The organism is Streptomyces sp. NPDC088124, assembly GCF_040685895.1.
Lineage (GTDB): Bacteria > Actinomycetota > Actinomycetes > Streptomycetales > Streptomycetaceae > Streptomyces.
In genome coordinates this window covers 22268-35939 of record NZ_JBFBJB010000002.1, presented here as the reverse complement: position 1 = coordinate 35939, position 13672 = coordinate 22268, and the positions used below count along the sequence as shown (strand labels likewise).

At 73.5% G+C, this 13672-nt stretch carries 15 protein-coding genes and 1 pseudogene; 12 read left to right on the top strand and 4 right to left on the bottom strand.

The annotated features are described in order from the left end of the window. Positions 1-125 precede the first annotated feature (125 nt). The gene (locus tag AB0P17_RS01500) at positions 126-806 is read left to right on the top strand and encodes a polysaccharide lyase family 7 protein (protein ID WP_365806547.1); all 681 of its coding nucleotides are present in this window, start codon (positions 126-128) and stop codon (positions 804-806) included. Between the two features lie 140 nt (positions 807-946). Here AB0P17_RS01500 and AB0P17_RS01495 read toward each other — a convergent pair whose 3' ends face one another. Next, a complete protein-coding gene (locus AB0P17_RS01495) occupies positions 947-1582 on the bottom strand; it encodes a TIGR03085 family metal-binding protein (protein WP_365806545.1) in 636 nt (211 codons plus the stop codon). An 83-nt stretch (positions 1583-1665) separates the two neighbouring features. Between AB0P17_RS01495 and hisI the strand changes: the two genes are divergently transcribed. The 7 genes and pseudogenes from hisI to AB0P17_RS01460 all read left to right on the top strand — a co-directional run bounded on the left by hisI (position 1666) and on the right by AB0P17_RS01460 (position 6836). Then, a complete protein-coding gene (gene hisI, locus AB0P17_RS01490) occupies positions 1666-2043 on the top strand; it encodes a phosphoribosyl-AMP cyclohydrolase (protein WP_365806544.1) in 378 nt (125 codons plus the stop codon). Positions 2044-2170: 127 nt separating this feature from the next. Next, on the top strand, positions 2171-3679 hold the full coding sequence (locus tag AB0P17_RS01485) for an anthranilate synthase component I (protein ID WP_365806542.1): 1509 nt from the start codon (positions 2171-2173) through the stop codon (positions 3677-3679). 114 nt (positions 3680-3793) lie between these two features. Next, positions 3794-4477 carry a TIGR02234 family membrane protein gene (locus tag AB0P17_RS01480; protein ID WP_365806540.1) on the top strand — a complete coding sequence of 228 codons (684 nt, stop codon included), beginning with the start codon at positions 3794-3796 and terminating at the stop codon, positions 4475-4477. A gap of 136 nt (positions 4478-4613) precedes the next feature. After that, positions 4614-4832, top strand: a pseudogene (locus AB0P17_RS01475) (HGxxPAAW family protein); the annotation flags it as partial. 365 nt (positions 4833-5197) lie between these two features. After that, entirely contained in the window at positions 5198-5635 is a 438-nt protein-coding gene (locus tag AB0P17_RS01470; protein WP_365806910.1) for a DUF2752 domain-containing protein, read from the top strand. A 174-nt stretch (positions 5636-5809) separates the two neighbouring features. Beyond that, positions 5810-6619: an indole-3-glycerol phosphate synthase TrpC gene (gene trpC, locus AB0P17_RS01465; RefSeq protein WP_365806538.1), complete on the top strand. Its 810-nt coding sequence runs from the start codon at positions 5810-5812 to the stop codon at positions 6617-6619. Positions 6620-6626: 7 nt separating this feature from the next. Beyond that, positions 6627-6836 (top strand): tryptophan synthase subunit(beta), encoded by a 210-nt coding sequence (locus tag AB0P17_RS01460; protein ID WP_365806536.1) that lies wholly within the window; start codon positions 6627-6629, stop codon positions 6834-6836. A gap of 31 nt (positions 6837-6867) precedes the next feature. On the opposite strand, the gene AB0P17_RS01455 is transcribed toward AB0P17_RS01460, so the two are convergent. Then, positions 6868-6993, bottom strand: coding sequence for a hypothetical protein (locus tag AB0P17_RS01455; RefSeq protein ID WP_365806535.1), 126 nt, complete (start codon positions 6991-6993; stop codon positions 6868-6870). Positions 6994-7028: 35 nt separating this feature from the next. On the opposite strand from AB0P17_RS01455, the gene trpB reads away from it, so the two are divergent. From trpB to lgt, 4 genes are all read left to right on the top strand, one after another. Then, the gene (gene trpB, locus AB0P17_RS01450; RefSeq protein WP_365806534.1) at positions 7029-8348 is read left to right on the top strand and encodes a tryptophan synthase subunit beta; all 1320 of its coding nucleotides are present in this window, start codon (positions 7029-7031) and stop codon (positions 8346-8348) included. Further along, entirely contained in the window at positions 8345-9157 is an 813-nt protein-coding gene (gene trpA, locus AB0P17_RS01445) for a tryptophan synthase subunit alpha (protein ID WP_365806532.1), read from the top strand. The genes trpB and trpA overlap by 4 nt, the downstream gene beginning before the upstream one ends. A 99-nt stretch (positions 9158-9256) precedes the next feature. Next, positions 9257-10240, top strand: coding sequence for a thioredoxin domain-containing protein (locus AB0P17_RS01440; protein ID WP_365806530.1), 984 nt, complete (start codon positions 9257-9259; stop codon positions 10238-10240). Between the two features lie 182 nt (positions 10241-10422). Then, positions 10423-11448 carry a prolipoprotein diacylglyceryl transferase gene (gene lgt, locus AB0P17_RS01435; protein WP_365806528.1) on the top strand — a complete coding sequence of 342 codons (1026 nt, stop codon included), beginning with the start codon at positions 10423-10425 and terminating at the stop codon, positions 11446-11448. A gap of 144 nt (positions 11449-11592) precedes the next feature. Here the strand turns inward: lgt and AB0P17_RS01430 are convergent, their stop codons facing one another. Continuing rightward, on the bottom strand, positions 11593-12411 hold the full coding sequence (locus tag AB0P17_RS01430; RefSeq protein ID WP_365806526.1) for an aldolase/citrate lyase family protein: 819 nt from the start codon (positions 12409-12411) through the stop codon (positions 11593-11595). Next, positions 12408-13574 carry a CoA transferase gene (locus AB0P17_RS01425; protein ID WP_365806908.1) on the bottom strand — a complete coding sequence of 389 codons (1167 nt, stop codon included), beginning with the start codon at positions 13572-13574 and terminating at the stop codon, positions 12408-12410. Before AB0P17_RS01425 ends, AB0P17_RS01430 begins: the two co-directional genes overlap by 4 nt. Between the last annotated feature and the right edge of the window lie 98 nt (positions 13575-13672).

Below are 13672 nucleotides of genomic sequence, written 5' to 3'. Positions count from 1 at the left end.
TCCGGCCCTTGACTCCTCCGATGTATTGGTGTTGCCTGCCCCTCGCGTTCCTCGTACGACATCACGGGCGGCTCCCCGCGGGACCCGTCCCGACCGACCCACTCCCTCACCGGAAAGGGCACCTGATGAACCGGAGAAACGTCTTACGGGCCGGGGCCGGCCTGCTGGCCGGCGGCGCCGCGCTCGCCCTGCCGCCGGCCCTGCCCGCCGGCGCCGTCACGGCGGCCGACCCCACCGACGGATGGACGCCGACGGCGTTCACGTACAGCTGGCAGAAGCCCTGGAACCTCGATCTCGCCGACCGGCACAGCTACAGCGGCGGCGTCCACCGGATGTGGGTGTACGCCACCGACGAGCCGTTCCAGGAGGGCAGCACCACCGACCCGCGCACCGAGATGCGCTGGAAGGGCGACTACTCCACGGGCAACCACATGTGGGACGCCGATGTCTATCTCCCGTCCGGCACCGACGGGGCCTCGTTCGTGCAGATCCTGCGGGGCGTCCACCCCGCGGGCACTCCCGCCACGGACATCATGCTCAACGTCTTCGACACCAACGGCGGCACCGTACGCCGCTACGACGGCACGGTGCTGAAGACGGGCGCGTACAACACCTGGTTCAACGTGAAGATCGCCCACGCGGCGAGCTCGGGCACCGGCACCATCAGGGTCTACTTCGACGACTCGCTCGTTCTGACCGTCGCCGACCGGGGCCCGGCCACCCGCTACTTCAAGAACGGCGTCTACCACCACGGATCAGGCCGCGCCGAGGCCCGCTTCCGCAACATCTCCTACTGGACACGGTGATCCGCCGGACCCGCTGACCGGGGCGCGCAACGGGCGCCGCCGGGCCCCGCCTCTCCGGGGAACCCACCGGACCGGTCCGGTCCGGCGGCCCCTCCCGCTCCGTGACGCCCGGCGACGCCCTGCCTCCTGCGCGAGGCTTCTTACCCGAGCCCCAGCTTCGCGCCCTGCACCCGGTCGATCGCTTCCTTCTCGCCCTCCAGCTCCACCCTCGCCGCCTCCTGCCGCCCCGACAGGAACAGCAGCAGCTCGCCCGGCTCGCCCGTCGCCGTCACCACCGGGGTGCCCCGGTGCGCCACCGCCGTCTGGCCGTCCGGGCGGCGCAGCACCAGACCCACCGGGGACTTGCGGCCCATCAGCCGGCCGCCCTTCTCCAGCCTCGACCACAGGGTGTCGGCGAAGACGCGGTCCACCTCCCGGGGTGTCCAGTCGGTCTGCGCCCGCCGGACGTCCTCCGTGTGGATGTAGAACTCCACCGTGTTCGCCACCTCGTCGAGCTGCTTGATGCCGTACGGCGACATCTTCGGCGGCCCCGTCCTGATGAGCTGGATCAGCTCCTCGTACGGCTTCGCGACATACTCGGCCTGCACCCGCTCAAGACGGTCGTTGAGCGCTGTCAGCATCATCCCGGCCGCGGCGTCGGGGCGGCGTTCGCGCACCACCACGTGGGCCGCGAGATCCCGGGTCAGCCAGCCGTCGCAGAGCGTCGGGGCATCGGGGCCCGCCGCCTCCAACAGGTCGGCGAGCAGAAGTCGTTCACGCTTTGCATGGGTCGACATGGGTCCAGCGTACGGCGGCAGGAACGCGTCCGCCCAGTGGACGCCCCACCCGGGGAACCGGCCGGGCGCGGCACAATGGCGCTATGACCAGCACGACCGGGGACGCGTCCCCCACCGGAGGGCTCGACCCCGCCATCGCCGACCGTCTCAAGCGCAGCGCCGACGGGCTGGTCCCGGCGATCGCCCAGCAGTACGACACCGGCGAGGTGCTGATGCTCGGCTGGATGGACGACGAGGCCCTGCACCGCACGCTGACCACGGGACGCTGCACCTACTGGTCCCGCAGCCGCCGGGAGTACTGGGTGAAGGGGGACACCTCCGGCCACGTCCAGCACGTGAAGTCCGTCGCCCTGGACTGCGACGCGGACACCGTCCTCGTCCAGGTCGACCAGGTCGGCGCCGCCTGCCACACCGGCGCGCGCACCTGCTTCGACGCGGACGTCCTGCCCCTGGGCGAGTGAGTCCGCGGCGGCGCCGTCCGCCCGGCGCCCGAGCCCGCCGACCGGCGGCCGGACCCGCTCCCCGGACCCCCGTGCGCCCGTCGCGCACCCTACGCCCCCGTACCCACACCGAGTAGGGTCAGCCGCCATGGACCTTGAGACCTTCCGCAAGCTGGCGGTGGACCGCCGCGTCATCCCCGTCAGCCGGCGCCTCCTCGCGGACGGCGACACCCCGGTCGGCCTGTACCGCAAGCTCGCCGGCGAACGCGCCGGCACCTTCCTGCTGGAGTCCGCCGAGAACGGCCGCTCCTGGTCCCGCTACTCGTTCATCGGGGTACGGTCGGCCGGCACCCTCACCGAGCGCGACGGGCGGACGCACTGGCTGGGTACGCCGCCGGTCGGCGTCCCCGTCGACGGTGACCCGCTGGCCGCCCTGCGCGCCACCGTGGAGACCCTCCACACCCCCCGCGACCTCGCCTCCGGCATGCCGCCCTTCACCGGCGGCATGGTCGGCTACCTCGGGTACGACATCGTCCGCCGGCTGGAGAAGATCGGCGACCACGCCCGCGACGACCTGCGCATCCCCGAGCTGACCATGCTGCTCACCTCGGACCTCGCCGTCCTCGACCACTGGGACGGCTCCGTCCTGCTGATCGCCAACGCGATCAACCACAACGATCTCGACACCGGCGTGGACGAGGCGTACGCGGACGCCGTCGCCCGGCTCGACGCGATGGCCGCCGATCTCGACCGGCCGGTCCACACGCCCCCCGTCGAACTGCCCGCCTCCGAGCTGCCCGCGTACTCGGCGCTGTGGGGCGGCCCCGCCTACCAGGACGCCGTCGAGGACATCAAGGAACGGATCAGGGCGGGCGAGGCCTTCCAGGTCGTTCCCTCCCAGCGGTTCGAGACGCCCGTCACCGCGAGCGCGCTCGACGTGTACCGGGTGCTGCGGGCCACCAACCCGAGCCCGTACATGTACCTCTTCCGCTTCCCCGCCACCGAGGAGGGCGGGACCGGCTTCGACGTCGTCGGCTCCAGCCCGGAGGCGCTCGTCAAGGTGGAGGACGGCCACGCGATGGTCCACCCCATCGCCGGCACCCGGCCGCGCGGCGCCACCCCGCAGGAGGACCAGGCGCTCGCCGACGAACTCCTCGCCGACCCCAAGGAGCGCGCCGAGCACCTGATGCTCGTCGACCTCGGCCGCAACGACCTCGGCCGGGTCTGCGAGCCGGGCAGCGTCGAGGTCGTCGACTTCATGTCGGTCGAGCGGTACTCCCACGTCATGCACATCGTCTCCACCGTGACGGGCCGGGTCGCCAAGAGCCGTACCGCCTTCGACGTGCTGACCGCCTGCTTCCCGGCGGGCACCCTCTCCGGCGCGCCCAAGCCGCGCGCCATGCAGATCATCGACGAGCTGGAGCCCACCCGGCGGGGACTGTACGGCGGCTGCGTCGGCTACCTCGACTTCGCCGGGGACTCGGACACGGCCATCGCCATCCGTACGGCGCTGCTGCGCGACGGTACGGCCTACGTCCAGGCGGGCGCGGGCGTCGTCGCGGACTCCGACCCGGTCTCGGAGGACACCGAGTGCCGCAACAAGGCGGCGGCGGTGCTCCGGGCCGTCCACACCGCGAACCGCCTGAGCGGTGAGTGAGCGAGCGGTGCGTGAACGAGCGGTGCGTGAGTGAGCGGCGCGTGACGGGGTGAGACGCCCGGGGAGCGTCGCGGAGGGCCCCGGGCTCCGGGGGGTTTGCGGCGGTAGGGGATAGTGGGATACGTGAGTGCCGTACCCGTACCCCAGCCCCGTACCTCCGCAGGCTCCGCGGCCGCCGACTCCCGCGGCAGCCGCCGCAGTCTCGGCGCGGCCCTGCTCCTCGGCGCCCTCGGCGCCGCCGTGGTGCTGATCGCCTCCGGCCAGACCTGGGCCGAGGGCGCGGCGGCCGTCGGCGGCGGTTCGCTGCCGCTCGACGCCGACGGCCGTGACATCACCGGAGTCCCCGCCGCCCTCGCGATCGTCGGCCTCGCCGCGCTCGTCGCCGTCTTCGCCGTCCGGGGGGCCGGCCGGCGGCTGGTCGCCGCGCTGCTCGCCCTGAGCGGCACGGGGGCGGCCGTCGCCGCGTTCCTCGGCGCCTCCGACCGCGGGGCGCTGGACGAGAAGGCCGCGCAGACCACCGGCGACACCGCCGCCACCGTCTCCGGGCTGAGCCACACCGCGTGGCCCTACGTGACCACGGCGGGCGGCGCGCTGATCCTCCTCGCGGGCGTGCTCGCCGTCGTGTACGGCCGCCGCTGGCCCGCGATGTCCGGCCGGTACGAGCGCCCGGGCCAGGCCGCCGCGGCCGGGCCGCGCGGCGCCCGCGGCGCCCGTAAGGCACCCGTGGTGGACCCCGACCGGCCCGAGGACCTCTGGAAGGCCCTCGACCGCGGCGAGGATCCGACCCGCGAGAGCTAGGGCCTGTCTCACACCGGGCGACCCCCCGAAGCCGTCCGGCCCGCGCATGCGGGACAATATGCGCTGAGCGTCCGGCTCACCCAGCGCATCCGACCCACCCCAGCGCATCCGGCGCAACAGCAACGAGGAGCAACTCATGGCGGGCAGCAGCCACGGACACACCCCGGCGGCCTGGACCGGCGTCACCATCGCCTTCATCGGCTCCTGCATCTCGGGAGTCGGCACGGTGGCGGTCAACTTCCTCGCGTTCTACGGCGGCCTCGCCGTCGTCCTGCTCGGCTGGGTCGTCGGCATGGCGATGCGGGCGGCGGGCATGGGCATGCCGAAGGAGTCGCCGGAGCTGGCCGCTGCCCGTAACGCGGCGGCGGACAAGCAGGTCAACCTGCGCTCCGAGGACGTCAGGGCGCAGATCCTGAGCCAGGCCGACGCCCACCAGCACGAGCGGCACGAGACCGCCGCGCCGCTCGCGGGACAGGCGCAGGCCCAGACCGTCTGATCCCCTCATCCCCTCCCCGGTATCCCTGCATCCGGGGCACACGGCGGTTCCCCAGCGGTCCGCCGACACGGCGCAGTCCGGCGAGGCCGGGCTGCGTCTTTCCGTGACGAGAGCCGCGCCTTTCCGTGCGGAGAGGGGACAATCACCGCGTGGACCACGCGCCGAACGCCCCGCACCCGCCCGCCGCGCCGACGCCGGCCGACCCACGGCAGCCGCCGCCCGCGGTGCCCGGGGCGCCCGCGCCGTACGAGGTGCCGCAGTCGGCGTCCCGGGTCAGGCGGCTGCTGCCGCCGCTCGCCGCCCTCGCGGGGGTCGCCGCCGCGTTCACGTACGTCGGCCTGGTCGACCCGAACGAATCCGGCCACTACCCGCCCTGCCCGCTCTACAGCCTCACCGGTCTCTACTGCCCCGGCTGTGGCGGCCTGCGCGGTGCCCACGCCCTGGCCCAGGGCGACCCGCTGACCGCGTTCGGCGACAACGCCCTGGCCCTCGTGGGCTACGTGATCTTCGCGGTCGTGTGGGTGATCTGGGTGGTAAGAGCCGCAAAAGGGCTCCCCCTGCGCATCACCCAGCGCCCCCTGTGGTGGTGGACGCTCGGTGCCGTCCTCGTGGCCTTCAGCGTCATCAGAAACATGCCTTTCGGCTCCTGGCTCGCGCCATGATGGGCCCTGGGAACGGCACGCTCGGCCGACCGGATGCGGGCCCTTCGACCACTTCCGGCTAGCATCGGGAGGGTCGGACCCCACGACGTGGCCGAACAGCGCCCGATGGCAGCTCCGGCCGCCGTCGGTACGATCCGAAGTGAACCGCACCCGTACCGGAAGGGGGCCGCTCGCGTGAGTGTGCTCGACGAGATCATCGACGGCGTACGCGCCGACCTCGCAGAGCGGCAGGCGCGTGTCGGCCTCGACGAGCTCAAGGAGCGCGCGGCCAAGGCGCCCCAGGCGAAGGACGGCCTCGCGGCGCTGAGCGGTGAGGGCGTCCAGGTCATCTGCGAGGTCAAGCGCTCCAGCCCGTCCAAGGGCGCGCTCGCCGCGATCGCCGACCCCGCGGGCCTCGCCGCCGACTACGAGGCGGGCGGCGCCGCCGTCATCTCCGTACTGACCGAGCAGCGGCGCTTCGGCGGCTCGCTGGCCGACCTGGAGGCGGTCCGCGCCCGGGTCGACATCCCGGTCCTGCGCAAGGACTTCATCGTCACCTCGTACCAGCTCTGGGAGGCGCGCGCGCACGGCGCCGACCTGGCGCTGCTGATCGTCGCCGCGCTCGAACAGCCGGCGCTCGTCTCGCTGATCGAGCGGGCCGTGTCCATCGGGCTCACCCCGATCGTGGAGGTCCACGACGAGGAGGAGACCGAGCGCGCCGTGGACGCCGGGGCGAAGGTCATCGGCGTCAACGCGCGCGACCTGAAGACCCTCAAGGTCGACCGCTCCACGTTCGAGCGGGTCGCCCCGGAGATCCCGGCCGGCATCCTGAAGATCGCCGAGTCGGGGGTGCGCGGGCCGCACGACCTGATCGCGTACGCCAACGCCGGGGCCGACGCCGTACTCGTCGGCGAGTCCCTGGTCACCGGCCGTGACCCGAAGTCCGCGGTCGCGGACCTGGTCGCCGCGGGCGCGCACCCCGCGCTGCGGCACGGGAGGGACTGACCCCGCCATGCCCGCCGCCGTCCGTTCCGCGGTCCCGACGCCGGACGCCCACGCGCCGCTCGCGCGCGGGTGCCGTCCGCGGGGCTGCCGCGCGCCGGCCCGGCGGGTGCACGGACGGCGGGTGCGGTACGTGATCGGTGACGAGCCCGGCCAGGTCAACGGAATGCGATGGCGTCGCACCACCGCGCCCCAGACCCCCGTACCCACCGACCGGTAGGTGCGGGTCGCCCGTGACCGGCAGGTCCGGGTCATCCGCCGACCGGCAGGTCCGGGTGGGTCTCGGCGCGGTCCGCGCCGGAGCAGGTGATCGCACGCGCCCACGCGTCCAGACAGACGCTTCTTCCCGCGGCGATGAGGCCTGCCCGGCGCGCCACGGTGCCCTCCGTCCGCTGTTCCGAGGAGTTCCCGCGTGTCCGATTCACCGTCTTCACCGTTCTTCATTCCCGACCCCGAGGGTCAGGTCCCGAGCGCCGAGGGGTACTTCGGTGCCTTCGGCGGCAAGTTCATCCCCGAGGCGCTCGTCGCCGCCGTCGACGAGGTCGCCGTCGAGTACGACAAGGCGAAGGCCGACCCCGCCTTCGTCGCCGAGCTGGGCGACCTCCTGGTCAACTACACCGGCCGGCCCAGCGCGCTGACCGACGTCCCCCGGTTCGCCGAGCACGCCGGCGGCGCGCGGATCTTCCTCAAGCGTGAGGACCTGAACCACACCGGTTCACACAAGATCAACAACGTGCTCGGCCAGGCCCTGCTGACCCGGCGGATGGGCAAGACCCGGGTCATCGCCGAGACCGGCGCCGGACAGCACGGGGTCGCCACCGCGACCGCGTGCGCGCTGTTCGGTCTCGAATGCACCATCTACATGGGCGAGATCGACACGCAGCGCCAGGCGCTGAACGTGGCCAGGATGCGGATGCTGGGCGCCGAGGTCATCCCGGTGAAGTCCGGCAGCCGGACGCTGAAGGACGCCATCAACGAGGCGTTCCGCGACTGGGTGGCCAATGTCGACCGTACGCACTACCTGTTCGGCACGGTCGCGGGCCCGCACCCCTTCCCCGCGATGGTCCGCGACTTCCACCGCGTCATCGGTGTCGAGGCCCGCCGCCAGATCCTGGAGCGCGCCGGACGGCTGCCCGACGCCGCCGTGGCGTGCGTGGGCGGCGGTTCGAACGCGATCGGCCTCTTCCACGCGTTCATCCCCGACGCCGGCGTCCGCCTGGTGGGGTGCGAGCCCGCCGGGCACGGCGTCGAGACCGGCGAGCACGCCGCCACCCTGACGGCGGGCGAGCCCGGCGTCCTGCACGGTTCGCGCTCGTACGTCCTCCAGGACGAGGAGGGCCAGATCACCGAGCCGTACTCGATCTCCGCCGGGCTCGACTACCCGGGCATCGGCCCGGAGCACGCGTACCTCAAGGACAGCGGGCGCGGTGAGTACCGGGCCGTGACCGACGACGACGCGATGCGGGCGCTGCTGCTGCTCTCGCGCACCGAGGGCATCATCCCGGCGATCGAGAGCGCGCACGCGCTGGCCGGGGCGCTGGAGCTGGGGCGCGAGCTGGGGAAGGACGGCCTGATCGTCGTCAACCTCTCCGGGCGCGGCGACAAGGACATGGACACCGCGGCCACGTACTTCGGCCTGTACGACCAGTCCAACGACAACGACAACGGCAAGGGCAGCGGCACCGGCAGCGGTAACGGCACCGGTAACGGCAACGGGGAGGACGCCAAGTGAGCGGGAACATCGGGCTGCTGAACGACACCCTCGCGAGCGCCAGGGCCGAGAACCGGGCCGCGCTGATCGCCTACCTTCCGGCGGGCTTCCCCACCGTGGACGGCGGCATCGCCGCCGTGAAGGCGGTCTTCGACGGCGGCGCCGACATCGTCGAGGTCGGGCTGCCCCACAGTGACCCCGTGCTCGACGGCCCCGTCATCCAGACCGCCGACGACATCGCGCTGCGCGGCGGCGTGAAGATCGCCGACGTGATGCGCACGGTCCGTGAGGCGTACGAGGCGACCGGCAAGCCGGTGCTGGTGATGACGTACTGGAACCCGATCGACCGGTACGGCGTCGAGCGGTTCACCGCCGAGCTGGCCGAGGCGGGCGGCGCCGGGTGCATCCTGCCCGATCTGCCCGTCCAGGAGTCCGCCGTATGGCGCGAACACGCCGGCAAGCACGGTCTGGCGACCGTCTTCGTGGTGGCGCCCAGCAGCAAGGACGCGCGGCTGGCCACGATCACCGCGGCCGGCAGCGGCTTCGTCTACGCGGCCTCGCTGATGGGCGTCACCGGGACACGGACCTCCGTGGGCCTGGAGGCCCGGAACCTGGTGGAGCGGACCCGCGCCACCACCGACCTGCCGGTCTGTGTCGGGCTCGGGGTGTCCAACGCCGAGCACGCCGCGGAGGTCGCGGGGTTCGCGGACGGCGTGATCGTCGGCTCCGCGTTCGTCAAGCGGATGCTGGACGCCCCCGACCCGGCGGCGGGGCTGGCCGCGGTGCGCGAACTCGCCGCTGAACTGGCCGAGGGCGTCCGCAAGCGCTGACCCCGGGCGCCCGGGGACACCGGGCGGCAGGGTCACCCGTACGGGTGGAAGTGGGACCGGGGAGGTGCGGAGGCACCTCCCCGGTTCGTTGCTGTGGGCGTGAGCGAGAAGAACCGTGAGGCAAAGAGGAGCGCGAGAGAGCGGCTCCAGCAGGAACGCGTGGCGGACCGGGCGCGGGAGAAGCGCAGGCGCACGCTGATCATGGCCGCGACCGTGGCCGGCGTGCTCGGCATGGTCGGCGTCGTCGGTGTGATCGCGGCGAACGTGAAGAAGGACAGGGAGATGGAAGCGGCGGGCGCGGCGAGCGCGCCGTCCGGCGTGAACGGCAAGGACGACCTGGCGATCCCCGTGGGGGCGACGGACGCGCCGTCCACCCTCACGGTGTACGAGGACTTCCGCTGCCCGGCCTGCGCCCAGTTCGAGAACGGCTTCCGGCGGGTGATCCATGAGCTGGAGCGGTCGGGCGAGCTGAAGGTCGAGTACCACCTCGCGACGATCATCGACGGCAACATGGGCGGGACGGGCTCGCTGCGCGCGGCCAACGCCGCCGCGTGCGCTCAGGACGCCGGCAGGTTCGCCCCGTACCACGACGTCCTCTACGCGAACCAGCCGCTGGAGACGGACGACGCCTTCGCGCGGAACGACAAGCTGCTGGAGCTGGCGGGCAAGGTGCCCGGCCTGGAGTCGGCGCCCGGCTTCCGCGCGTGCGTGGAGAAGGGCGGGCACGACCAGTGGGTGGACAAGGCGGCCGAGGCGTTCCGCACGGGCGGTTTCTCCGGGACGCCGGCCGTGCTGCTCAACGGTGAGACGGTCTTCCCGAAGAAGGGGAGCGAGGACATCACCCCGGAGAATCTGAAGAAGTGGGTCAAGGAGGCCAACAAGGGCAAGAAGCCGGGCACGGCCACGCCCACGGCGCCGGCCTCGATCCCGGCGGGAGCCCCGGAGCGGGACCGGCGGGGCCCCGACGAGGCACCGGCTTCGGAGTCCGCCTCGGACGCCTCGGACGACCCGGGCGCCCAGGAGCCGGCGGCGCACTCGTCGACGGTTCCCGAGGCCCGGCCCGGGGAGCGGCCCGCCGCCTGAGACCAGGGACGGCGCCCGGCAACGGCCGGGTGGGGCACGGACGGCCTCCGCCGCGTAGGGGACCGGTCCCGCGACCGGCGCCGACCGCGCCCCTGTGAGGAAAAAAAGTCGGCCGGGAGGGACATCCGGATGCCGGGCGGGTTGCCGCAGCTCCCGCCCGGCACTGTACCGTCGGTTCTGCCATGGACCTTGCCTACATTCCCAGCCCGTCGACCGGAGTGCTCCATCTCGGACCACTACCGCTGCGCGGCTATGCGTTCTGCATCATCATCGGTGTCTTCGTCGGCGTCTGGTACGGCGGCAAGCGCTGGGTCGCCCGGGGCGGAAAGGTCGGCACGGTGGCCGACATCGCCGTCTGGGCGGTGCCCTTCGGACTCGTCGGCGGCCGTCTCTACCACGTGATCACCGACTACCAGCTCTACTTCAGCGAGGGAGAGAACTGGGTCGACGCCTTCAAGATCTGGGAGGGCGGCCTCGGGATCTGGGGCGCGATCGCACTGGGCGCGGTCGGTGCCTGGATCGGCTGCCGCCGCCGAGGGATCCCTCTCCCGGCGTACGCGGACGCCATCGCCCCCGGGATCGTGCTCGCGCAGGCCATCGGCCGCTGGGGCAACTGGTTCAACCAGGAGCTCTACGGGAAGCCGACGGATCTGCCGTGGGCACTGAAGATCAGCGCGGGCCCGAACCGGGAAGCCGGTCTCTACCACCCGACCTTCCTCTACGAGTCGCTGTGGTGCGTCGCCGTCGCGCTCTTCGTCGTCTGGGCAGACCGCCGCTTCAAGCTCGGTCACGGCAGGGTCTTCGCCCTGTACGTCGCGTCGTACTGCGTGGGGCGCGCCTGGATCGAGTACATGCGCGTCGACGAGGCACACCACATCCTGGGCCTCCGGCTGAACGTCTGGACGGCGGCGCTCGTCTTCCTGCTCGCGGTTACCTACATCGTCATCTCGTCGCGGCTCCGGCCGGGGCGCGAGGAGATCGTGGAGCCCGACCTGGAGGCGAAGGCGGACGGCGACGCCGACGGGAAGACGGACACGAAGGCGGACGCGAAGACGGCCACCGGGTCCGACGCGAAGGCGGAGGCCACGTCCGGCGGGAAGCCGGCGGGCACGTCCGGCGGGAAGTCCAGTGGGAAGTCCGGCGAGGACGCCACGACGGACACCGCCACGGACTCCCCGGCCGGGGCCGGGAAGACCGGCAAGGGCTGAGCACGGGGCACGAGGCAACGAGTACGGCGACGGCCCGGCCCTGAGAGGGGCCGGGCCGTCGCCGTACTTCGGGTGCCGACCGCCCGGTGCCGGCCCGCCCGGCCCCCGGCGTCGGGGAGCGTCGCTCACGGGCCGGGTACGGCGTCAGGTGGCCGCCTCCTGCCCCCGTACCGCCAGGGCGAGTGTGCGGCGCGCCGCCGCGACGATCGCCGCGTCCACGAATCGCCCGTCGACCAGTGCCTGAGCGCCCGCCTCCTCGGCCGCCGCCTCGATGATCTCCTCCGCCGACGCGATCTCCTGCGGGGACGGCCGGTAGACGCGCTCGATCACCGGGAGCTGGCGCGGGTGGATGGCCGCCCGGCCGAGCAGGCCCAGCGCCCGGCCGTGGCGGCAGGAGGCCGCCAGCCCGTCCAGGTCCCGTACGTCGGGGAAGACCGACTGGGCCGGGGGCGCCAGCCCCGCCGCCCGCGCCGCCACCACGGCCCGGCCGCGCGACCAGTCCAGGCCGCTGTCGTCCCGCACTCCCAGGTCCGCGCGGAGGTCCGCCTCGCCCAGCGCGATGCCACGGACCGCCGGGTGCGCGGCGGCGATGGCGTGGGCGTGTTCCACGGCGAGGGCCGATTCGAGCAGCGCGTAGAGCGCGACGCCGGGGGCGCGGGCCGCCGCGCGGTGGATGTCGGAGGCGTGCGTGACCTTCGGCAGCCGGAGCCCGTCGAGCCCCGGCAGCGCGGCCACGGCGGGCAGGTCCCGCTCGTCGGCGATCCTGACGTGGACGGGGACCGGGTGCGGCCCGGCCAGGAACTCGGCGGTGGCGGCGCGCGCGTACGCCTTGCGCTCGGGCGCCACCGCGTCCTCCAGGTCGACGATCACCACGTCCGCCCCGGAGGAGAGCGCCTTCGCCATCACCTCCGGCCGGTCCCCGGGGACGTACAGCCAGGTCAGCGGGGTGGGCACGGCGGTCACAGCACGCCCTCCGCGCGCAGCGCCGCGATCTCCGCCGCCGTCAGGCCCAGCTCGGTGAGGACGGTGTCCGTGTCCGCGCCGTGCGGACGGCCCGCCCACCGGATCGCGCCGGGCGTCTCGGAGAGCCGGAAGAGGACGTTCTGCATCCGCAGCGGCCCCAGCTCGGGGTCGTCGACCTCCGTGATCGTGTCGAGCGCCCGGTACTGCGGATCGGCCATCACGTCCCGGATGTCGTAGACGGGCGCGATCGCCGCCTCGGCCCGCTCGAACGCGGCCAGCGCCTCGTCGCGGGTCTGCCGGGCCATCCAGGAGCCGACCGCGTCGTCCAGGATCTCCGCGTGGCCGGCCCGCCCGACACCCGTCGCGAACCAGGGCTCGTCGATCAGCTCGGGGCGGCCGACCAGCCGCATGACCCGCTCCGCGACGGACTGAGCGGAGGTGGAGACCGCGAGCCAGGAGCCGTCGGCGGTGCGGTAGGTGTTGCGGGGCGCGTTGTTGCGCGAGCGGTTGCCCGTACGGGGCTGGACGTAGCCGAGCTGGTCGTACCAGAGCGGCTGCGGCCCCAGCACGGCCAGGATCGGCTCGATGATCGCCAGGTCGACCACCTGGCCCCGGCCCGTGGCGTCCCGCCCGGCGAGCGCCGTCAGCACCGCGTACGCCGTGGCCAGCGCGGCGATCGAGTCGGCGAGGCCGAACGGCGGGAGGGTGGGCGGCCCGTCCGGCTCGCCGGTGGTGGCGGCGAAACCGCTCATCGCCTCGGCGAGTGTGCCGAAGCCGGGGCGGTGCGCGTACGGGCCGTACTGGCCGAAGCCGGTCACCCGGGCCAGTACGAGCCGGGGGTTGGCCAGGGAGAGCTCGTCCCAGCCGAGGCCCCACTTCTCCAGGGTGCCGGGCCGGAAGTTCTCGATGATCACATCCGTCCGCGCGGCGAGCCCGAGCAGCAGCTCACGGCCGCCCCGGGTGGCGAGATCGAGCGTGATCGTCCGCTTGTTGCGGCCGAGCACCTTCCACCACAGGCCGACGCCGTCCTTGGCGGGGCCGTGGCCGCGCGAGGGGTCCGGGCGGCCGGGGTGCTCGACCTTGATCACCTCGGCGCCGAAGTCACCGAGGAGGGTGGCGGCCAGCGGCCCCGCGAAGAGCGTCGCGAGATCGAGGACGCGCATCCCGGCGAGGGGGAGCGGGCGGGGGTGTCCGGCGCCTCCGGACGCGGTGGCGGCGGCGGTCGTCCCGGTCGGGCCGGTCCTCCCGGTTGTCCTGGTCG